The sequence below is a fragment of the Klebsiella sp. 4_1_44FAA genome (assembly GCF_000238715.1).
GTDB classification, from domain to species: Bacteria; Pseudomonadota; Gammaproteobacteria; order Enterobacterales; family Enterobacteriaceae; genus Klebsiella; species Klebsiella pneumoniae.
This window is the reverse complement of the sequence record NZ_JH414801.1, coordinates 399,557-418,944: the sequence shown is the minus strand read 5'-3', so window position 1 is coordinate 418,944 and position 19,388 is coordinate 399,557. Positions and strand designations below refer to the sequence as shown.

Sequence of the window (19,388 nt, the reverse complement as noted above, 5' to 3'; positions counted from 1 at the left end):
TTCAACAGTGAAGGTCACCGGAATGTAACACGCGCCCGCGCTGCCTGCCAGCGGGGGTTAAAGCGAACAAAACAGGCGATGCGTCACCCGCGGTTCATCGTACACCGGGCGAAAACCAAGCCTTTCATAAAAGGGCCAGGCCTGCGCCGGGGCATGGGTGTTGAGAAAGTCGAACCAGGCGCTGGAGTGGGTGATAACCGAGACCAGCAGCTGCTGGCCGATGCCCCGGCGACGATAGCGTTCGCTGATGTAGAGGTGGCGAATGCGCCCGGCCCGCGGCTGCGGACTGAAGGGATCGCTATTGATGCCGCATACCCCTACCAGCTGGTGGTTGACGAAGGCGCCCAGCAGCGTTTCGCCCGGCGCGTTAAAGCGGTTTTTGCCGCTCTGCCAGTTTTCCGCCAGGCGGCGCAGCATATTGAAATGCTGTTCAAGGCTTTCAATTCGTAGCGCCGCGAACCCCGGGGCATCCGGCGTCGTGGCGGCAATTAACAGGGGTGGCATAGCATCCTCCATCAAGTCATCCCGGGACGCCCGGCGGGCGCCTGCAGGGGGGCGGTTTCCCGCCCCCCTCAGGTGCGACTTGAACCTGAATCAGCGGAACTGTTTCAGGACTGCATCAAGTAGTTGCAACACAGCAACCATGAGTTTCAGGATCAAAATAATAATATCCATTCCGCCCATACGCGCGTCTCCTGTGGTTAAGGAGCACAATAAGCTGACGTACCTTTCCGCTGCCCGTTGCCAGCTTATCCCTGCCTGTCGCCGGCGGCGTCTGCCCTGGCCGATAGTTCGTCCTTTCCATGAACGGCTTCCCGGCCCGCCGCCTGCAACGACAGGGGTGCGCAGCGCTGAACCACGTGTTGCCGCGCGGGCCAGTGACTGCACGTTGTTGACGTAACACAGTGTGCTCTCTCGGGGTTAAGGCACTGACGGCACCACCCGTTTCAGCCAGGACTTCGTTGCGCCGGTCAAACTTGCGGCCCCCGAATGGCACAAAGTGAACACACCCAGTATAGATAAATACTGTATGGATGAACAGTATTTTTTGGACAAATCCGCCCCTCTCATCCATACTCTATGACAGAGAAAAACCGACCTTAAATTGCGCGAACTGCAGCGATCGCGTATACTTTTGGCGTTGACGTAATACAGTGTGCTTGCGGCTACCACCTGTAACCATGCTGATAAAAACCTCGCTCCGGCGGGGTTTTTTGTTTTCTGCCCTTTTGCGCCGAACTGTGATCTTTCGCGCAAATTTTCGTGGATGAAAATAAATCCATTGTGAAAACGTAAAACCTGTGTTTGTATAAATTCAGCTTATTTTTCGACACAACAGGTCCCTAATGAACGCAACCCTGATCGCTTCGACCCTACTAAAAACCGCGCCAGCCGCGGTGGTCGTCGTGTCTGTGGTGGTCGTCGTCGGCAATGCGCCGTAGGGTCCGGAACAACACGAATTCCAAACCCCGCCGGCGCAAACCGAGCGGGGTTTTTTGTTGGCGAGCCCCCCGGTAAAGTCGGCCCAGAAGAAAAGGACTGGAGCATGGCAAGTTCGGGCACCACATCAAACACAATGCGCTTTACCGGCGCGCAGCTGGTTGTTCATTTACTGGAGCGCCAGGGTATCACTATGGTCAGCGGCATTCCGGGCGGCTCCATCCTGCCTATCTACGATGCCTTAAGCCAGAGCACGCAGATCCGCCACATCCTGGCGCGCCATGAGCAGGGCGCGGGCTTTATCGCCCAGGGGATGGCGCGTACCGAAGGCAAGCCGGCGGTCTGTATGGCCTGCAGCGGCCCGGGGGCGACGAACCTGGTGACGGCGATCGCCGATGCCCGCCTGGATTCGATTCCGCTGGTCTGCATCACCGGCCAGGTACCGGCCTCGATGATCGGTACCGACGCCTTCCAGGAAGTGGACACCTACGGCATCTCTATCCCCATCACCAAACATAACTATCTGGTGCGCGACATTGCCGAGCTGCCGCAGGTGATCAGCGACGCCTTCCGTATTGCCCAGTCCGGGCGTCCCGGGCCGGTGTGGATAGACATTCCTAAGGACGTGCAGTCGGCGACCATTGAGCTGGAAGCGCTGCCTGAGCCTGGCGAGCGCGCCCCGGCACCGGCATTCGCGCCTGAAAGCGTGCGTGAAGCGGCGGCAATGATCAACGCGGCGAAACGCCCGGTACTGTATCTGGGCGGCGGGGTGATTAACGCGCCGCAGGCGATCCGTGAGCTGGCGGAAAAAGCCAACCTGCCGACCACCATGACCTTAATGGCGCTGGGCATGCTGCCGAAGGCGCATCCTTTGTCGCTGGGCATGCTGGGGATGCACGGCGCGCGCAGCACCAACTTCATTCTGCAGGAGGCGGATTTACTGATTGTTTTAGGCGCCCGTTTTGATGACCGGGCGATTGGCAAGACCGAGCAGTTCTGCCCGAACGCGAAGATTATCCACGTCGATATCGACCGCGCCGAACTGGGCAAAATCAAGCAACCGCACGTGGCGATTCAGGGCGATGTGGCGGAAGTCTTAGCTCAGCTGAACCCGCAGATTGAGGCGCAGCCGCGCGAGGAATGGCGCCAGCTGGTGGCCGAGTTGCAGCGCGAATTCCCCTGCGCCATCCCGCAGGAAAGCGACCCGCTCTCCCATTACGGCCTGATTAACGCCGTGGCCGCCTGCGTGGATGATGAAGCGATCATCACTACCGACGTTGGCCAGCACCAGATGTGGACGGCGCAGGCCTACCCGCTCAATCGTCCGCGCCAGTGGCTGACCTCCGGCGGCCTCGGCACCATGGGCTTCGGCCTGCCGGCGGCCATCGGCGCGGCGCTGGCGAATCCGCAGCGCAAGGTTATCTGCTTCTCCGGCGACGGCAGCCTGATGATGAATATTCAGGAGATGGCCACCGCCGCCGAAAATCAGCTGGATGTCAAAATTATTCTGCTGAACAACGAAGCGCTGGGGCTGGTGCATCAGCAGCAGAGCCTGTTCTATCAGCAGGGCGTTTTTGCCGCCACCTATCCGGGGATGATTAACTTTATGCAGATTGCCGCCGGTTTTGGCCTGCAAACCTGTGATTTAAATAATGAAGTCGATCCGCAGGCGGCGCTGCAGGCGATTATCGACCGTCCGGGGCCGGCGCTGATCCACGTGCGCATCGACGCACAGCAGAAAGTGTATCCGATGGTACCGCCGGGTGCGGCCAATACTGAAATGGTGGGGGAATAAGCCATGCAAAAACAATGTGATAACGTCATTCTGGAACTCACCGTCCGCAACCATCCCGGCGTCATGACCCACGTGTGCGGGCTTTTTGCCCGTCGCGCGTTTAACGTCGAAGGCATTCTCTGTCTGCCAATTCAGGGCAGCGAACACAGCCGCATCTGGCTGCTGGTAAATGATGACCAGCGACTGGGGCAGATGATTAGCCAGATTGAAAAGCTGGAAGATGTCACCAAAGTGGCGCGTAACCAGTCCGATCCCACCATGTTTAACAAAATTGCGGTGTTCTTCGAATAGCGCTCAAGGCTTGAACAGCCACGCGCTTATCGCTAAGGTAGGCGCCTTTGCCGGATGACGCTGCGCTTATCCGGCCTACAAGCAGTGAATCCGTAGGCCGGATAAGGCGTTTACGCCGCCATCCGGCGTTTTCAGGCACCAGGACACACCATGACCACCATCGCCCTTATTGACGATCATTTGATTGTCCGCTCCGGCTTTGCTCAGCTGCTGGGGCTGGAAGCTGATTTTCAGGTTGTCGCCGAATTTGGTAGCGGCCGCGAGGCGCTGACGGGGCTACCGGGGCGCGGCGTGCAGGTCTGTATCTGCGATATCTCAATGCCGGATATTTCCGGGCTGGAGCTGCTCAGCCAGCTGCCGAAGGGGATGGCGACCATCATGCTGTCGGTACACGATAGCCCGGCGCTGATCGAGCAGGCGTTGAACGCCGGCGCGCGCGGCTTCCTGTCGAAACGCTGCAGCCCCGATGAACTTATCGCCGCGGTACGCACGGTGGCGGCGGGCGGTTGCTATCTCACGCCGGATATCGCCATGAAGCTGGCCGCCGGGCGCCAGGATCCGCTCACCAAACGCGAGCGTCAGGTGGCGGAAAAGCTGGCGCAGGGCATGGCGGTGAAAGAGATTGCCGCCGAGCTCGGTCTGTCGCCGAAAACCGTCCACGTACACCGCGCCAACCTGCTGGAAAAGCTGGGCGTCAGCAACGACGTTGAGCTGGCGCGCCGCATGTTCGATAGCTGGCAATGAAGGCCGTCGTCTCACGATTGCTGTCGGTCATCGGCTGCGCCTTTATCTTCGCGGCCGCCTGGTTCTGCCTGTGGAGCATCAGTCTGCATCTGGTGGAACGCGCGGATTTAGCGGTGCTGCTGTTTCCCTTTGGCCTGCGGCTGGGGTTAATGCTGCAATGCCCCCGCGGCTACTGGCCAGTGCTGCTGGGAACCGAGTGGCTGCTTATCTTCTGGCTGGCGCAGGAGGTGGCGCTGGCGCACCCGATAATTTTGATGACCGGAAGCCTGCTGACTCTGCTGCCGGTGGCGTTGATCTCGCGCTACCGGCAGCAGCGCGACTGGCTGACGCTGCTGCGCCAGGGCGGGGCGTTAATGGCCGCCGCGCTGCTGCAATCGCTGCCGTGGCTGGCGGAGGGGGACGAGGGGCTTAACGCCCTGCTGTTGACGCTGACCGGCGGCCTGACGCTGGCGCCGACCTGCCTGGTTTTCTGGCACTATCTTACCAGCACCGTCTGGCGGCCGCTGGGGCCGGCGCTGGTGGCGCAGCCGGTTAACTGGCGCGGGCGGCATCTGATCTGGTATCTGCTGTTATTCACCATTAGCCTGTGGCTGCAGCTTGGCCTGCCCGCCGAGCTCTCCCGCTTTACCCCGTTTTGTCTGGCGCTGCCGATTATCGCCCTCGCCTGGCACTACGGCTGGCAGGGCGCGCTGATCGCCACCCTGATGAACGCTATCGCCTTGATTGCCAGCCAGACCTGGCACGATCACCCGGTCGATTTATTGCTTTCCCTGCTGGCACAGAGCCTCACCGGGCTGCTGTTGGGGGCGGGGATCCAGCGGTTACGCGAGCTGAACCAGTCATTACAAAGCGAGCTGGCGCGTAATCGTCGGCTGGCTGAACGCCTGCTGGAGACCGAAGAGAGCGTGCGGCGAGACGTCGCCCGCGAGCTCCATGATGATATCGGCCAGACCATCACCGCGATCCGCACCCAGGCCGGGATCGTACAGCGGCTGGCGCCGGACAATGCCAGCGTGCGCCAGAGCGGTCAGCTGATAGAACAGCTGTCGCTGGGAGTTTACGACTCGGTGCGTAGACTGCTAGGCCGTCTGCGTCCGCGTCAGCTCGACGACCTGCCGCTGGAGCAGGCGGTACGTTCGTTGATGCGCGAGATGGAGCTGGAGGACCGCGGCATTGTAAGCCATCTCGACTGGCGGATTAACGAGGCGGGACTGAGCGAGAACCAGCGCGTGACGCTGTTTCGCGTTTGCCAGGAGGGGCTGAATAATATCGTCAAGCACGCCAGCGCCAGCGCTGTCACTCTGCAGGGCTGGCAGCAGGATGAGCGACTAATGCTGGTGCTGGAAGATGACGGTTGCGGCCTGCCGCCGGGGTCGAATCTGCAGGGGTTCGGCCTGACCGGCATGCGCGAGCGCGTGACCGCCCTGGGCGGCACACTGACGATCTCCTGCACCCATGGTACCCGGGTGTGCGTCAATCTACCGCTGCGTTACGCCTGAGAGGATCGCCGATGTTCGCCTTTTTAAAAGCCCCGCCGGACGCTGCGCCGATTAGCGATAAACGCGAGCTTGATGCGCGTTATCGCTACTGGCGTCGCCATATCCTGTTGACCATCTGGCTGGGCTACGCGCTGTTCTATTTCACCCGCAAAAGCTTTAACGCCGCGGTCCCGGAAATTCTCGCCAGCAACGTCCTGACCCGCAGCGATATTGGCCTGCTGGCCACGCTGTTCTATATCACCTACGGACTGTCGAAATTTTTCTCCGGTATCGTCAGCGACCGCTCCGACGCCCGCTATTTTATGGGGCTGGGGCTTATCGCCACCGGGGTGGTGAATATTCTGTTCGGTTTTTCTTCCTCACTATGGGCTTTCGCGCTGCTGTGGGCGCTGAATGCCTTCTTCCAGGGCTGGGGCTCGCCGGTCTGCGCCCGACTGCTGACGGCCTGGTATTCGCGGACCGAGCGCGGCGGCTGGTGGGCGCTATGGAATACGGCGCATAACGTCGGCGGCGCGCTGATCCCGATGGTGGTGGGAGCGGCGGCGCTGCACTACGGCTGGCGTGCCGGGATGACCATCGCCGGCTGTCTGGCGATCCTCGCCGGACTGTATCTGTGCTGGCGGCTGCGCGATCGCCCGCAGGCGGTGGGGTTACCCGCCGTGGGCGACTGGCGTCACGATGCGCTGGAAATCGCCCAGCAGCAGGAAGGCGCTGGGATGTCTCGTAAAGCGATCCTGACCCGCTACGTGCTGGCCAATCCCTACATCTGGCTACTGTCGCTGTACTATGTGCTGGTGTACGTGGTGCGGGCGGCGATTAACGACTGGGGCAATCTGTATATGTCGGAGACGCTAGGCGTCGATCTGGTGACCGCTAACTCGGCGGTGACCATGTTTGAGCTGGGCGGTTTTATCGGCGCGCTGGTGGCGGGGTGGGGCTCGGATAAGCTGTTTAACGGCAACCGTGGGCCGATGAACCTGATTTTCGCCGCCGGAATTTTGCTGTCGGTTGGCGGCCTGTGGCTGATGCCGTTCGCCAGCTATGTCATGCAGGCGGCCTGCTTCTTCACTACCGGTTTCTTCGTTTTCGGCCCGCAGATGCTGATCGGCATGGCGGCGGCGGAATGTTCGCATAAAGAAGCCGCCGGGGCGGCAACCGGGTTTGTCGGCCTGTTCGCTTATCTTGGCGCCTCGCTTTCCGGCTGGCCGCTGGCGCAGGTGATGGATATCTGGCACTGGACCGGATTCTTCGTGGTGATTGCGATTGCCGCCGGCATTTCCGCGCTGCTGCTGCTGCCGTTTTTAAACGCGCAGGCGCCGCGTACCGCCAGCGAAGCGTGATGTAGCTCACCCTTTCGCCGCGAACGGGGCAAAACTAAGAAATTTTCCCGGTTTTACCTGGACGCCGTCTCAGGCCAGACGGCGCGCTGGTTTTTACAATGCCTGGTTATTACGCAGGCATAAAAAATCAGCTCAGGAGATACCCATGCTGGCCTTTCTGAATCAGGTGCGCAAGCCGACCCTGGATCTGCCGCTCGATGTGCGGCGCAAAATGTGGTTCAAACCTTTCATGCAGTCCTATCTGGTGGTTTTCATCGGCTACCTGACCATGTACCTGATCCGCAAGAACTTTAACATCGCGCAGAACGACATGATCTCCACCTACGGGTTGAGCATGACCCAGCTGGGGATGATTGGCCTGGGCTTCTCCATCACCTACGGCGTGGGCAAGACGCTGGTCTCTTATTATGCCGACGGCAAAAACACCAAGCAGTTCCTGCCGTTTATGCTGATCCTCTCCGCCATCTGTATGCTGGGCTTTAGCGCCAGCATGGGGGCGGGTTCTACCAGCCTGTTCCTGATGATCGCCTTCTATGCGCTGAGCGGTTTCTTCCAGAGCACCGGCGGCTCGTGCAGCTATTCCACCATCACCAAGTGGACGCCCAGACGCAAACGCGGCACTTTCCTCGGCTTCTGGAATATCTCCCACAACCTCGGCGGCGCGGGCGCGGCGGGCGTGGCGCTGTTTGGCGCCAACTATCTGTTCGACGGCCATGTGATCGGCATGTTTATCTTCCCGTCGATTATTGCGCTGATCGTTGGCTTTATCGGCCTGCGCTACGGTAGCGACTCTCCGGAATCCTACGGCCTCGGCACGGCGGAAGAGCTGTTTGGCGAAGCGATCAGCGAAGAGGACAAAGAGACCGAAGAAAATGCGATGACCAAGTGGCAGATCTTTGTTGAGTACGTGCTGAAAAACAAAGTGATCTGGCTGCTGTGCTTCTCCAACATCTTCCTCTACGTGGTGCGTATCGGTATCGATCAGTGGTCCACCGTGTACGCCTTCCAGGAGCTGAAGCTGTCGAAAGAGGTGGCGATTCAGGGCTTTACCCTGTTTGAGGTCGGCGCGCTGGTCGGCACGCTGCTGTGGGGCTGGCTGTCGGATCTGGCCAACGGCCGCCGCGCGCTGGTGGCCTGCATCGCGCTGGCGCTGATTATCGCCACCCTCGGGGTTTACCAACACGCCAGCAACCAGTACGTCTATCTGGCCTCGTTGTTTGCGCTGGGCTTCCTGGTGTTTGGTCCGCAGCTGTTGATCGGCGTCGCCGCCGTCGGTTTCGTACCGAAAAAAGCGATCGGCGCCGCCGATGGGATCAAGGGCACCTTCGCCTATCTGATCGGCGATAGCTTCGCCAAACTGGGTCTCGGGATGATCGCCGACGGCACCCCGGTCTTCGGCCTGACCGGCTGGGCCGGCACCTTTGCGGCGCTGGACGCCGCCGCCGTCGGCTGTATCTGCCTGATGGCCATCGTGGCTATCTTTGAAGAGCGTAAAATTCGCCGCGAGAAAAAGAACCGTATTTTGCAGACCGCCTGATTCACCAGGTATTTGGTAACCTTGCCCGGCCTTCGCGCCGGGCTTTTTTATTTCTTGCGCATTATGCCAGGTCCGACAGTCGACAGCAGGCAAATTCCCATTATGATAGTCAGGCTGCGATTGGATGAGAGGATGCATGATCTGGATAGGACTGGCCACCCTGGTAGTGGTGTTTGTTGTGGGATTTCGGGTGCTTACCTCTGATTCACGCCGCGCGATCCGCCGCCTGAGCGAACGCCTCGGCATCACGCCTGTCCCGCTGGAATCGATGATCGATCAGCTGGGAAAAACCGCCGGTAATGAGTATTTGCGTTACCTGGAGCGGCCGAATGAAGCGCATCTGCAGAACGCCGCCCAGGTGCTGCTGATCTGGCAGGTTGCAATTGTCGACGCTAGCGAAAAAAACCTGCATTACTGGTATCGCCTGATGCAAAAAGCGCGTTTAGCGGCGCCGATTACCGACGCGCAGATCCGCCTGGCGCAAGGGTTTCTGCGCGAGCTGGATCCGGATATGAGCGATTTGCATAACCTTCAGCAGCGCTACAACGACCTGTTTCTCCCGGAAGACGGCGTGCACTGGCTGCACTGATCTCATAGTTATTCGGCCTGGGGTTCATCGCTTTTTGTGCCGGATGGCGGCTGCGCCTTATCCGGCCTACGGTTTACGCACTCGTCACTTGTAGGCCGGATAAGCGTAAGCGCCATCCGGCAGGATAACTACAGTAGGATTTTCAGGCCGTGTTTTTGTACGACGCTAAGCAATTTTAATGACATTCCGCTCGGTCGTTTAGCGCCAGTCTCCCATTTTTGCACGGTAGACACGCTGGTATTCAGATAACGAGCGAACACGGGTTGGCTAACATTGAGTTGTTCACGTAGCGCTTTAATTTCAATGGGTTGAAGTGCGGCTACGCTACCGAGACAAGATTCATCAAAATGGCGCATTGTTTCCTGTGGGATTGCGCCAACGCTGAATAGCCCCGACGCAGCGCTATGGATCGCTTCGAAAGCCGGGCTTTTGTATTTATTTTTTGCTGTCATCGCAAATCTCCACTAATTCTTTACTTTTAACTAAGGCCGTCGTTCTCTCTTCAGAGAGATTGGCATAGTGTTTTGCTAACTCACGAAACCCCATTAATTCGCGATGGTTGATATTGGCCATATCCTGTTTGGCATATAGAAAGGTATAAAACCAATACTCTGCGCTTTTGGTAAGTATGAGTGCGCGATCGCGATTCTTGTTGAGTCGCTTTTTATAAACCCCTCCTCCTAAATCAACCACTTTGCCCTGAAGCGCAGATTGAATTGCCTGATAGAGCTCGTCGTCGGAAATGCCATGAGAGCTAGCCTCTCTGGCGAACCATTTGGTTTTAAAGATACGCATTACTGACATCCTGTCGTTAAAAGTATAGCACATAGTGCTATATTAAATTCTCCTGAGATTTGTTAAAGCGATAGCAAGCATCGTTTTTTTAAACATACGAGCAGCTACGCATCCTCTTATGAAAAGCGATGAGAGTTGCGAAAACGTTAAATTCGTCACAAACAAAATGTTACACTGCGCGGCTTTCAGCCACTTTCTTCGCAGGTCACTCATGAGTCATTCAAATGAAACCAAACCCCATGCACGCGAGCTGGCGCGACCAAACTGGTCGGCGGTCTTCGCGGTTGCTTTCTGCGTTGCCTGCCTGATTACCGTCGAATTTCTACCGGTCAGTCTGCTGACGCCGATGGCGCTGGATTTAGGCATCTCCGAAGGGATGGCCGGGCAGTCGGTGACGACGACGGCATTCGTCGCGATGTTTTCCAGCCTGTTTATCACCACGGTGATAGGTAAAACCGATCGCCGCTACGTGGTTATCCTGTTTTCGCTGCTGCTGACCCTTTCCTGCCTGCTGGTATCTTTCGCTGATAGCTTCACCCTGCTACTACTGGGGCGCGCCTGTCTGGGCCTGGCGCTCGGCGGTTTCTGGGCGATGTCCGCATCGCTGACCATGCGGCTGGTGCCGATGCGCGTGGTGCCGAAAGCGCTATCGATTATTTTCGGCGCGGTATCGATCGCGCTGGTAATTGCTGCCCCATTGGGCAGTTTCCTTGGCGGGCTTATCGGCTGGCGCAACGTCTTTAACGGCGCGGCGGTGATGGGCGTGCTGTGTACGCTCTGGGTGCTGAAAGCGCTGCCGTCGCTGCCCGGTGAATCGGCTTCTCAGCAGCAAAATATGTTTGGTCTGCTGAAGCGTCCGGGGGTGATGGCCGGAATGTGCGCCATTTTCATGGCCTTTGCCGGACAGTTCGCCTTCTTTACCTATATTCGCCCGGTTTACATGACCCTCGCCGGTTTTGACGTCGACGGCCTGACGCTGGTGCTGCTGAGCTTTGGTATCGCCAGCTTTATCGGCACCTCGCTCTCCTCGGTGCTGCTCAAGCGTTCGGTAAAAGCGGCGCTGGCGATCGCGCCGCTGGTGCTGACCGCCTGCGCGGTGGCGCTGGTGCTGTGGGGAGAGAGCAAAATCATCGCCTCGACGGTGGCGATTATCTGGGGCTTCGCGTTTGCGCTGATCCCGGTGGGGTGGTCAACGTGGATCACCCGTTCCCTCTCCGATCAGGCGGAAAAAGCCGGGTCGATTCAGGTGGCGGTGATCCAGCTGGCCAACACCTGCGGCGCCGCGGTCGGCGGCATTGCGCTTGACCACTTAGGGCTGCTGTCGCCGCTGGTGTTGTCAGGGATATTGATGCTGTTTACCGGCCTGCTGGTGGCGGCCAAAGTGAAGGTGAATTCACCCGCTTAAGGCCGCTCGCCTTTTGCCAGCCGGGCATTGATGTCGGCAATCACTTCCGGCAGGTCCGCCAGGGTATCAACCACATAATGCGCCCCGGCGGCATACAGTTTGCCTGCCGCCCGCTCGCGGCGGGTGGCGATTTCCGCTTTCGACATCGCCTGGTACTCCTCCCAGGTTGCGCCGAATTCGTTACCGGACACCGCCAGCCCGACGCTCCACATCCCGGCATGTAACCCTTCGCTGATGCCCGGCGCGGCGTCGTCGACCTTCACGCAGTGGGCCACATCGTCTATGCCCAGGGTAATCACGTTCTGCAGCGCCATCCACGGGCCCGGACGACCGCCGACGGCAAGGTCATCGGTGGCGACCCAGTGGTCCGGGGCGTAGCCCTGGGCGGCGGCGGCCGGTACCAGCTTTTCCATCACCGGACGCGGATAGCCCGAGCAGGAGCCGATCTTCAGGCCCTTGGCGCGCAGCGTGGCGATGGTGTCGACCACGCCGGCTATTGGTGCGGAAAAATCGACAACCTTAGCGATTTGCAGCGGCATAAACGCGGCGTAGATCGCATCGATATCGGCGGCAGTCATCGCGCGGCCGAATTTGGCCTGCCAGCGGCTGTCGACAGCAGGGAGTTTGCCCAGCGCCTCAATGTGCTGCCATTTGCCAAGCCCCATCGGCACGCGGGCCTCTTCAAGGGTGATCTCAATATCGAAGGCCTGGCGGAAGGCCTCGACGAAGATTTGCGTCGGGGCGAAAGAGCCGAAGTCTACGGTGGTGCCTGCCCAGTCAAGGATCAGTGCGCTAATACGGTTCATGGCGGTTCCTTATTGTTTCCAGTACATGGCGTTGTCGATAGCCGCCAGCAGGGCGGTGATATCGGCGTCGTAGACTTCGCCAATGTTGCCGATGCGGAAGCAGTCGCTTTGCGATACTTTGCCCGGATAGATAACGAAGCCCTGATCTTTCAGCTTCTGGTAGAAGGTGTGAAAGCGATACTGCGGCGCATCCGGTGAATAAAAGGCGGTAATGATCGGCGAGTGCAGGCTATCGTCGAGCAGCGGCCGGAAGCCGAGCGCGCGCATCCCGGCGACCAGCCGGCGCTGATTGTTGCGGTAGCGCTGATGGCGAGCGCTGACGCCGCCCTCCTGCGCCAGCTCTTTCAGCGCCTGGGCGAAGGCCAGCACGGTATGGGTCGGCGAGGTGAAGCGCCACTTGCCGTGGTTGTCCTCCATGCAGCGCCACTGGGCGTACAGATCCAGCGACAGCGAGCGCGAACGGCCTTTGCAGGCGGCCAGCTCCGCTTCGCGGGCAATCACGAAGGCAAAGCCCGGCACGCCCTGAATGCATTTGTTGGCGGAGCTTATCAGGTAATCAATATTCAGCGCGGCGATATCCAGTGGAATGCCGCCGAAGCTGCTCATCGCATCGACGATATAGCGTTTATCGTACCGTTTCGCCAGTTCGGCCACCTCTTCGATCGGATTCAGCATACCGGTGGTGGTTTCGCTGTGTACCATCGCGATATGGGTGATCGCCGGGTCGTTCTGCAGGATCTGTTCGATCGCGGCCGCGTCCGGACGGGAGACTTCGCCGCAGTCGTAAGGGTGGCAGGCGATGCCCATCAGCTGCGCCATCTCAATCATACGCGCGCCATAGGCGCCATTGCTGACGATCAACACTTTGCCCTGTTCGCCGATGACGCTGCCGAGCACCGCTTCGACCGCGTAGCTGCCGCTACCCTGCAGTAGCACCGCCGTATAACCGTCGGCCGGGGTAGCCAACTGCACCAGCTGCTGGCGAATGGTCTGTACCACGCCGAGATTGTAATCATCATCCCAGGTGCAGCTATCGAACAACATCGCCTCTTTCACCGTACGGGAGGTGGTTAACGGGCCGGGGGTCAGCAGCAGGTAATTTCGTGAAGTCATTTGTCTCACCATTTGGTCTATACCAGATTTATAATTATCATGGAGACAAAGCCGGGAAAGGGTCAAAGGAAATGTGGCGCTGCAACAAAAAATTCATCTGGCTATGTATAATGAGCGCACGAAAAGTGGCAGTGAGTAAACATGAAATCACCCTCTGGCGAGATGCCGCAATACCTGATGATTAAGGCGCAGCTGCAGGCGCGTATTCAAAACGGCGCCCTCAAAAGCGGCGACAAGCTGCCTTCCGAGCGCGAGCTGTGCGCGCTGTTCAACACGACGCGGATTACGGTGCGTGAGAGCCTGGCGCAGCTGGAGGCCAGCGGCGTGATTTACCGCGCCGACCGCCGCGGCTGGTTTGTAACGCCGGAGCGTCTGTGGCTGGATCCGACGCAAAATACCAACTTCCACAAGCTGTGTCTCGAACAGGGGCGCGAACCGAAAACGGTGCTGCTTGATGGCCGCCTGGCTGCCGTGCCGCTGGATGTGATGGCGCCGCTGGCGCTGCAGCCCTTCGATCAGGTCTACCTGCTGACCCGGCTGCGCTATGCCGACGGGCGGCCGGTATGCTACTGCGAAAACCACTGTCTGCCCGCGCGGGTGCCTGAGCTGCTGCGCCATGATCTCAACGGCAGTCTGACCGAGATTTATCAAACTCACTACGACCTGATCTATACCAGTATGCATCTGTCGTTTTATCCCACCTCAATGCCGCCGCAGGCCGCCGAGGCGCTGGGGGTGATGGAGGGGCGCCCGGCGCTGCTGTTGCGCAGGCTGAATTACGATCAGCACGGGCGTATTCTCGATTACGATATTGAATACTGGCGGCATGACAGCCTGCGGATCGAAGTCGATACCCATTGATTTTATTAGTTAAATTTTTTGATCTCCCCGGTGGCGCTAGCGCGTGCCGGGGCTACGCATCCCGTTCGTTTTAACTCCTTCGACACACTTCTTTCATCGTTTTGTCATAAACCCCCGGTAGCGTGAAGCTAAATCTGGTCTACACCAGAATAACTGACTATCCGATGAGGCTTACACGATGAAACTCTCCCGACTTGCTCTGCTGTCCCTGTTCGCGCTGACCAGCTCTCCGGTTTGGGCGGACGGCGTCGTCACGGTTTACTCCGCCGACGGCCTGCATGACGGCGATAACAGCTGGTATCAGAGCCAGTTCGCTGCCTTCACCAAAGCGACGGGCATCAAAGTGCAGTATGTGGAAGGCGGCTCCGGCGCGATCGTCGAGCGTCTGGCGAAGGAGCGCACCAATCCGCAGGCTGACGTGCTGGTCACGGTGCCGCCGTTTATCCAGCGCGCCGCGAAAGAGCAATTGCTGGCAACCTTTACCCCGCAAGGTAGCGCGCAGATCCCCGGCGCCAACGACCGCTATTCGCCGCTGGTGAACAACTATCTGACCTTCATCTATAACGGCCAGTTGCTGAAAAGCGCGCCGGCCAGCTGGCAGGATCTGCTGGATAGCCGCTTTAAGAACAAGTTGCAGTACTCCACGCCGGGTCAGGCGGGCGACGGTACCGCGGTGATGCTGCAGGCGTTCCACAGCCTCGGCGGCAAAGACGCCGGTTTTGCGTATCTGGGTAAGCTGCAGGCCAATAACGTTGGCCCATCGGCCTCGACCGGTAAGCTGACGGCGCTGGTCAACAAAGGCGAGCTGTACGTCGCCAACGGCGATCTGCAGATGAACCTGTCGCAGATGGCGCGTAACCCGAACGTTAAAATTTTCTGGCCGGCGGATGATAAAGGCGAGCGCAGCGCGCTGGCGCTGCCCTACACCATCGGGCTGGTGCAGAACGGACCGAACAGCGAAAACGGCAAAAAGCTGATCAATTTCCTGCTGGATAAACCGGCGCAATCCAGCGTCAGCGCGCGCTCCTGGGGCCTGCCGGTACGCAACGATGTAGCGCCGGATGATGCTAACTTTAAGGCGGCGAAAGCGGCGCTCGACGGCGTGAAGAGCTGGGAGCCGAACTGGGATGATGTCGCGGTATCGCTGTCGGCTGACATTGCCCGCTGGCATAAAGTGACCGATAGCGAGTAAGCCTGATGTTGATGAAAACCACCGTCACTTCTTCCCCGTCGCTGGCGGGGACGTCCGGGATCACCCTGGACTCGCTGCGCGTTTCATACCACGGCAACGTGGTCTTAAAACCGCTGTCATTGACCATTGAGCCCGGTGAGGTGCTGGCGCTGATTGGCCCTTCCGGTTCCGGGAAAACCACGGTGCTGCGGGCGATTGCCGGTTTTGTGCAACCGGCTGGCGGGCGGATCCTGATCGGCGATACGGACGTCACCCAGCTGCCGCCGTACAAACGCGGGCTGGCGATGGTGGTGCAGAACTACGCGCTGTTCCCGCATATGAAGGTGGAAGATAACGTTGCTTTCGGCCTGCGGGCGCAAAAGCAGCCCAGGGGGTTTATCGCCGAGCGGGTGACTGAAGCCTTAAAAATCGTCGGCATGGCGGATTACGCCACCCGCTACCCGCATCAGCTTTCCGGCGGCCAGCAGCAGCGCGTGGCGATAGCCCGCGCGATTGCCGTGCGTCCTCGGGTGCTATTGCTTGATGAACCGCTGTCGGCGCTGGATGCGCAAATTCGCCATAACATGGTGGAAGAGATTGCCCGCCTGCATCGCGAACTGCCGGAGCTCACCATCCTCTACGTCACCCACGATCAGACCGAAGCGCTGACCCTGGCGGACAAAATCGGCATCATGAAAGACGGGTCGCTGATCGCCCACGGTGAAACGCACGAGCTGTACCACTATCCGCCGAACCGCTTTAGCGCCGAATTCCTCGGCCGCGCCAATATCCTGCAGGCGACGGCGCTGAAAGACAGCCCCGAGCCGGGGCTGGTTAGCGTGAGCTGTGGCGGCGGCCTGATTAACGCCTTCAGCCGGGGCGGCCTGCATGGCAACAACAAACTGTTATGCATTCGCCCGCAGCACATGAGCCTGGCGCCGCGATCGGCAACCAGTAATCGTCTCAATGCTACCCTGACCTCGGTACATTGGCAGGGCGATCTGACGCATCTGCTGTGCGATGTTGCCGGCGAAGCGGTGCGGATTGTGATGACCCACGTGAACCCGCTGCCGCGCGCGGGGGACAAGCTGGCGCTCTACTTCGAACCTGGCGATGCGGTTCTGATCGAGGTGCAATGATGGCGCAAACCCTCACGCTTGCGCGTCCGGCGCGAAACTTACGGCCTTACCTGTGGCTGGCATTGCCGCTGCTGGTGCTGGCGACGCTGTTTTTCTATCCGCTACTGTTGATCGCCGAACAGGCATTACGTGACGCCAGCGGCAAGCTGAGCCTCGAGACTTTCTGGCAGGTGATTGACTCAAAACGCTTTATTGGCGCGCTGCTCAATACCTTACAGATTGCAGTGTTCGCTACCCTTGGCTGTCTGGTGCTCGGCAGCGTCCTGGCGCTGATTCTGGTGTTTATTCCGTTCCCCGGCAGCCAACTGGTGGGCCGGGTCATTGATACTTTTATTGCGCTGCCGACCTTTCTTATCACTCTCGCATTCACCTTTATTTACGGCTCGGCGGGGCTGCTCAACGGCACCCTGATGGCGCTGTTTGCTTTTGAACTGCCGCCGGTAGACTTCCTCTATTCGATTAACGGCGTGATTCTGGCGGAGATTACCGTCTTTACGCCGCTGGTGATGCGTCCGTTGATGGCGGGACTGCGGCAGATAGATAAGAGCCAGCTGGAAGCGGCGAGTATTCTCGGCGCTCATCCGTTACGGGTGATTACTCAGGTTATCTTCCCGGCGGCGCTCCCGGCGCTGATGGCGGGCGGCAGCCTGTGCCTGCTATTGACCACTAACGAGTTCGGGATCGTGCTGTTTATTGGCGCCAAAGGGGTCAATACCCTGCCGATGATGGTCTACAGCAAGGCGATTCTGGAGTCGGATTACAGCGTGGCCTGCATGATTGCGCTGATCAATATTCTGCTGTCGCTGGGGCTGTTTATGCTCTATCGGCTGGCGGCGGCGCGCACTGGCGTAAGGAGTTAACGATGTTGATTTGGTCGCGTAAAGGCCGCGCGGCGGCGGGCGCGCTGGCGGTGACGCTTTTTGCCGGCATTTTCCTGCTGCCGCTGGCGGTGATTTTACTCTCCAGCCTGAGTAAACAATGGAACGGCCTGCTGCCCATCGGCTTTACCTTTACCCACTTTGTTAACGCCTTTCGCGGCGCGGCGTGGGATTCGCTGTTTTCGAGCCTGATGGTGGGCTTCTGCGCCAGCCTTCTGGCGCTGCTGTGCGGGATGTGGGCGGCGCTGGCGCTGCGCCAGTATGGCGCGAAGTTACAGAAATATCTTGGCCTGGCGTTTTATCTGTCCAGCGCTATCCCCTCGGTTTCCGTCGGACTGGGCATTCTGGTGGCGTTCAGCCAGGGGCCGCTGCAGATGAATGGTACTTTTTGGATCGTCCTGGCGGCGCACTTTGTACTGATTTCCGCCTTTACCTTCAGCAACGTAACGACCGGGCTGGCGCGGATTTCCGCCGATATTGAAAACGTCGCCTCCAGTCTTGGCGCCTCGCCGTGGTATCGCCTGCGTCATGTGACGCTGCCGCTGATGACGCCGTGGATGATTTCAGCGCTGGCGCTGAGCTTATCGCTGTCGATGGGGGAACTGGGCGCGACGGTGATGATCTATCCGCCGGGCTGGACGACGCTGCCGGTGACTATTTTCAGCCTCACCGATCGCGGCAATATCGCCGATGGCTCGGCGCTGACCATTGTGCTGGTGGGCGTCACGCTGCTGTTGATGATGAAGCTTGAGCGTATCGCCCGCCGATTAAGCCAGAGATAAAGAATTGATGACGCCACCAGGGCACGGGTCTGACTGCCCGGCGGCGCTGCGCTTGCCGGTCCTGGGGGGGGCCCGACAGGAAGGAACGTAGGCCGGATAAGGCATTTATGCCGCCATCCGGCATAAATGGAGCGCACCAGTCGTAGCCCGGCTAAGCGTAGCGCCAGCCGGGAACGCTCCTTCGGCAACGCTATCGCATCAGAACCACGCCTCAAACATCCCGCCGACGTTCAGCGAATCCAGCTGCTGGTCCTGGGTGTTGTTGACCTTCGCGGTATGCTCGTTGTCCACCTGGCCGCCGGTCACGTAGAAGCGCAGCATCGGACGGAACTCCGGCCCCATGCCGATGGCGATGTTCTGCGACAGCGTCAGCTTCCAGCCGTGGTTATCCCCGCCCTGGTCGTAATCCACGCGCTGGTAGCCCGCTTCCAGCCAGGTGGAGTGCACGTCGTTCCAGAAGTACATCGGCCGCACGATGGCGCCGTAGTTTTTGCGGTTGTCGGTATTATCTTTGCCGTTGTCGTAGTCATGGAAGGCCAGCAGATATTCCACCTGCGCCTGCTGGGTGAACTTATGGCTGCCCTCGAAGCTGGCGTAGACCGTGGTCAGGTCGTCGGTCTTGTTGTAGACGCTGTTATCCGAGTTGTCGGAATAGCGCAGGATCACCTTGTTCACCCCGCTGTCGTTGGTGTGGCTCAGCACCAGGCCGCCCTGCCAGGCTTCGAGACGCGCGTCGCTGTCCACCGCCTTTGAGTCAAAGCCGTAGTTGGCGTACACCTCGACGTCGATCGGCCCGGCCTTGATGTTGTGGGTTTTGGTGGTCAGCGCGTAGTGGCCGTTGTCGCCGGTGTCGGAGCTGCCGGTACAGGTGATGCGCGACGGGTTGGTCTCGTCGGCCATCACTTCCGGGCTGCAGGATTTCACCTGCGAGACCGCCGCCACGTCGAACTGCACGCCGCCGATATCAAAGTTCTTTACCCCGGCGCCCTGGCCGTCGTGGTTCATCCAGAAGTAGTCGTTGATCCCCTGTTGCGGACGCTGGTGGAAGTCGCGGCCGGCCCAGATATAGGCGTTGGGGTTGGATTCCAGCACGTTGGTGACCCCGACGTAGGCCTTCTTCAGGTTAACTTCGTCGCTCCAGTGGTCGAACATCACGTTGAGATCCCAGATAGCCCCCTGCGCGCTTTTGAAGGCCTTGCTGAT

At 59.4% G+C, this 19,388-nt stretch carries 22 protein-coding genes; 14 read left to right on the top strand and 8 right to left on the bottom strand.

The window, feature by feature from the left end; genetic code table 11:
* Positions 1-57: 57 nt before the first annotated feature.
* The 3 genes from HMPREF1024_RS10805 to HMPREF1024_RS31340 form a co-directional block, all read right to left on the bottom strand.
* Positions 58-504, bottom strand: a complete 447-nt coding sequence (locus HMPREF1024_RS10805) for a GNAT family N-acetyltransferase (RefSeq protein WP_002923294.1) — start codon at positions 502-504, stop codon at positions 58-60.
* A 90-nt stretch (positions 505-594) separates the two neighbouring features.
* On the bottom strand, positions 595-714 hold the full coding sequence (gene tisB, locus HMPREF1024_RS10810; protein WP_004145059.1) for a type I toxin-antitoxin system toxin TisB: 120 nt from the start codon (positions 712-714) through the stop codon (positions 595-597).
* Positions 715-1,166: 452 nt separating this feature from the next.
* The gene (locus HMPREF1024_RS31340; RefSeq protein ID WP_014343455.1) at positions 1,167-1,334 is read right to left on the bottom strand and encodes a hypothetical protein; all 168 of its coding nucleotides are present in this window, start codon (positions 1,332-1,334) and stop codon (positions 1,167-1,169) included.
* 12 nt (positions 1,335-1,346) lie between these two features.
* Here HMPREF1024_RS31340 and ivbL point away from each other — a divergent pair, with 12 nt between their 5' ends.
* From ivbL to HMPREF1024_RS10845, 8 genes are all read left to right on the top strand, one after another.
* Positions 1,347-1,442: an ilvB operon leader peptide IvbL gene (gene ivbL, locus HMPREF1024_RS28920; protein WP_002923286.1), complete on the top strand. Its 96-nt coding sequence runs from the start codon at positions 1,347-1,349 to the stop codon at positions 1,440-1,442.
* A gap of 104 nt (positions 1,443-1,546) precedes the next feature.
* On the top strand, positions 1,547-3,235 hold the full coding sequence (ilvB, locus tag HMPREF1024_RS10815) for an acetolactate synthase large subunit (protein ID WP_009308833.1): 1,689 nt from the start codon (positions 1,547-1,549) through the stop codon (positions 3,233-3,235).
* Positions 3,236-3,238: 3 nt separating this feature from the next.
* On the top strand, positions 3,239-3,526 hold the full coding sequence (gene ilvN / locus HMPREF1024_RS10820; protein WP_002923283.1) for an acetolactate synthase small subunit: 288 nt from the start codon (positions 3,239-3,241) through the stop codon (positions 3,524-3,526).
* A gap of 150 nt (positions 3,527-3,676) precedes the next feature.
* Positions 3,677-4,270 (top strand): transcriptional regulator UhpA, encoded by a 594-nt coding sequence (gene uhpA, locus HMPREF1024_RS10825; RefSeq protein WP_002923282.1) that lies wholly within the window; start codon positions 3,677-3,679, stop codon positions 4,268-4,270.
* 17 nt (positions 4,271-4,287) lie between these two features.
* Complete coding sequence (uhpB, locus tag HMPREF1024_RS10830; protein WP_020324525.1) at positions 4,288-5,769, top strand: signal transduction histidine-protein kinase/phosphatase UhpB; 1,482 nt, start codon at positions 4,288-4,290, stop codon at positions 5,767-5,769.
* Positions 5,770-5,780: 11 nt separating this feature from the next.
* The gene (locus HMPREF1024_RS10835; RefSeq protein ID WP_009308832.1) at positions 5,781-7,109 is read left to right on the top strand and encodes an MFS transporter; all 1,329 of its coding nucleotides are present in this window, start codon (positions 5,781-5,783) and stop codon (positions 7,107-7,109) included.
* Between the two features lie 145 nt (positions 7,110-7,254).
* On the top strand, positions 7,255-8,646 hold the full coding sequence (gene uhpT, locus HMPREF1024_RS10840) for a hexose-6-phosphate:phosphate antiporter (protein ID WP_002923280.1): 1,392 nt from the start codon (positions 7,255-7,257) through the stop codon (positions 8,644-8,646).
* A gap of 136 nt (positions 8,647-8,782) precedes the next feature.
* Complete coding sequence (locus HMPREF1024_RS10845) at positions 8,783-9,235, top strand: DUF1198 domain-containing protein (protein WP_004889129.1); 453 nt, start codon at positions 8,783-8,785, stop codon at positions 9,233-9,235.
* A 128-nt stretch (positions 9,236-9,363) separates the two neighbouring features.
* Here HMPREF1024_RS10845 and HMPREF1024_RS10850 read toward each other — a convergent pair whose 3' ends face one another.
* Positions 9,364-9,687, bottom strand: coding sequence for a DNA-binding transcriptional regulator (locus HMPREF1024_RS10850; protein WP_004173862.1), 324 nt, complete (start codon positions 9,685-9,687; stop codon positions 9,364-9,366).
* Complete coding sequence (locus HMPREF1024_RS10855; protein ID WP_009308831.1) at positions 9,671-10,030, bottom strand: type II toxin-antitoxin system RelE/ParE family toxin; 360 nt, start codon at positions 10,028-10,030, stop codon at positions 9,671-9,673. The genes HMPREF1024_RS10850 and HMPREF1024_RS10855 overlap by 17 nt, the downstream gene beginning before the upstream one ends.
* Before the next feature lie 211 nt (positions 10,031-10,241).
* Here HMPREF1024_RS10855 and nepI point away from each other — a divergent pair, with 211 nt between their 5' ends.
* The gene (gene nepI, locus HMPREF1024_RS10860) at positions 10,242-11,435 is read left to right on the top strand and encodes a purine ribonucleoside efflux pump NepI (protein ID WP_004186250.1); all 1,194 of its coding nucleotides are present in this window, start codon (positions 10,242-10,244) and stop codon (positions 11,433-11,435) included.
* Here nepI and phnX read toward each other — a convergent pair.
* Entirely contained in the window at positions 11,432-12,241 is an 810-nt protein-coding gene (gene phnX / locus HMPREF1024_RS10865) for a phosphonoacetaldehyde hydrolase (protein ID WP_009308830.1), read from the bottom strand. The genes nepI and phnX overlap by 4 nt on opposite strands.
* Before the next feature lie 9 nt (positions 12,242-12,250).
* Entirely contained in the window at positions 12,251-13,354 is a 1,104-nt protein-coding gene (gene phnW / locus HMPREF1024_RS10870; protein WP_004181579.1) for a 2-aminoethylphosphonate--pyruvate transaminase, read from the bottom strand.
* A gap of 141 nt (positions 13,355-13,495) precedes the next feature.
* Between phnW and phnR the strand changes: the two genes are divergently transcribed.
* The 5 genes from phnR (at position 13,496) to phnV (ending at position 18,185) form a co-directional block, all read left to right on the top strand.
* Positions 13,496-14,215, top strand: coding sequence for a phosphonate utilization transcriptional regulator PhnR (gene phnR / locus HMPREF1024_RS10875; protein WP_004145049.1), 720 nt, complete (start codon positions 13,496-13,498; stop codon positions 14,213-14,215).
* A 178-nt stretch (positions 14,216-14,393) separates the two neighbouring features.
* The gene (gene phnS / locus HMPREF1024_RS10880; RefSeq protein ID WP_009308829.1) at positions 14,394-15,407 is read left to right on the top strand and encodes a 2-aminoethylphosphonate ABC transporter substrate-binding protein; all 1,014 of its coding nucleotides are present in this window, start codon (positions 14,394-14,396) and stop codon (positions 15,405-15,407) included.
* Positions 15,408-15,412: 5 nt separating this feature from the next.
* Positions 15,413-16,525, top strand: a complete 1,113-nt coding sequence (gene phnT / locus HMPREF1024_RS10885) for a 2-aminoethylphosphonate ABC transport system ATP-binding subunit PhnT (RefSeq protein ID WP_009308828.1) — start codon at positions 15,413-15,415, stop codon at positions 16,523-16,525.
* On the top strand, positions 16,525-17,385 hold the full coding sequence (phnU, locus tag HMPREF1024_RS10890; RefSeq protein WP_009308827.1) for a 2-aminoethylphosphonate ABC transporter permease subunit: 861 nt from the start codon (positions 16,525-16,527) through the stop codon (positions 17,383-17,385). The genes phnT and phnU overlap by 1 nt, the downstream gene beginning before the upstream one ends.
* 2 nt (positions 17,386-17,387) lie before the next feature.
* Positions 17,388-18,185 (top strand): 2-aminoethylphosphonate ABC transport system, membrane component PhnV, encoded by a 798-nt coding sequence (gene phnV, locus HMPREF1024_RS10895; RefSeq protein ID WP_009308826.1) that lies wholly within the window; start codon positions 17,388-17,390, stop codon positions 18,183-18,185.
* 198 nt (positions 18,186-18,383) lie between these two features.
* Here the strand turns inward: phnV and HMPREF1024_RS10900 are convergent.
* Positions 18,384-19,388, bottom strand: a 1,005-nt coding sequence (locus tag HMPREF1024_RS10900; RefSeq protein ID WP_032451377.1) for a carbohydrate porin, incomplete at its 5' end; no start/stop codon positions are given.

Excerpts from the sequence above, each read along its gene's own strand:
- uhpA (WP_002923282.1), top strand. The coding sequence starts at position 3,677 with ATGACCACCATCGCCCTTATTGACGATCATTTGATTGTCCGCTCCGGC.
- phnV (WP_009308826.1), top strand. The coding sequence starts at position 17,388 with ATGTTGATTTGGTCGCGTAAAGGCCGCGCGGCGGCGGGCGCGCTGGCG.
- HMPREF1024_RS10855 (WP_009308831.1), bottom strand. The coding sequence starts at position 10,030 with ATGCGTATCTTTAAAACCAAATGGTTCGCCAGAGAGGCTAGCTCTCAT.
- ilvB (WP_009308833.1), top strand. The coding sequence starts at position 1,547 with ATGGCAAGTTCGGGCACCACATCAAACACAATGCGCTTTACCGGCGCG.
- HMPREF1024_RS10835 (WP_009308832.1), top strand. The coding sequence starts at position 5,781 with ATGTTCGCCTTTTTAAAAGCCCCGCCGGACGCTGCGCCGATTAGCGAT.
- phnS (WP_009308829.1), top strand. The coding sequence starts at position 14,394 with ATGAAACTCTCCCGACTTGCTCTGCTGTCCCTGTTCGCGCTGACCAGC.
- HMPREF1024_RS10805 (WP_002923294.1), bottom strand. The coding sequence starts at position 504 with ATGCCACCCCTGTTAATTGCCGCCACGACGCCGGATGCCCCGGGGTTC.
- phnX (WP_009308830.1), bottom strand. The coding sequence starts at position 12,241 with ATGAACCGTATTAGCGCACTGATCCTTGACTGGGCAGGCACCACCGTA.
- HMPREF1024_RS10845 (WP_004889129.1), top strand. The coding sequence starts at position 8,783 with ATGATCTGGATAGGACTGGCCACCCTGGTAGTGGTGTTTGTTGTGGGA.
- ivbL (WP_002923286.1), top strand. The coding sequence starts at position 1,347 with ATGAACGCAACCCTGATCGCTTCGACCCTACTAAAAACCGCGCCAGCC.
- phnT (WP_009308828.1), top strand. The coding sequence starts at position 15,413 with ATGTTGATGAAAACCACCGTCACTTCTTCCCCGTCGCTGGCGGGGACG.
- HMPREF1024_RS10850 (WP_004173862.1), bottom strand. The coding sequence starts at position 9,687 with ATGACAGCAAAAAATAAATACAAAAGCCCGGCTTTCGAAGCGATCCAT.
- uhpT (WP_002923280.1), top strand. The coding sequence starts at position 7,255 with ATGCTGGCCTTTCTGAATCAGGTGCGCAAGCCGACCCTGGATCTGCCG.
- phnR (WP_004145049.1), top strand. The coding sequence starts at position 13,496 with ATGAAATCACCCTCTGGCGAGATGCCGCAATACCTGATGATTAAGGCG.
- phnU (WP_009308827.1), top strand. The coding sequence starts at position 16,525 with ATGGCGCAAACCCTCACGCTTGCGCGTCCGGCGCGAAACTTACGGCCT.
- nepI (WP_004186250.1), top strand. The coding sequence starts at position 10,242 with ATGAGTCATTCAAATGAAACCAAACCCCATGCACGCGAGCTGGCGCGA.
- ilvN (WP_002923283.1), top strand. The coding sequence starts at position 3,239 with ATGCAAAAACAATGTGATAACGTCATTCTGGAACTCACCGTCCGCAAC.
- phnW (WP_004181579.1), bottom strand. The coding sequence starts at position 13,354 with ATGACTTCACGAAATTACCTGCTGCTGACCCCCGGCCCGTTAACCACC.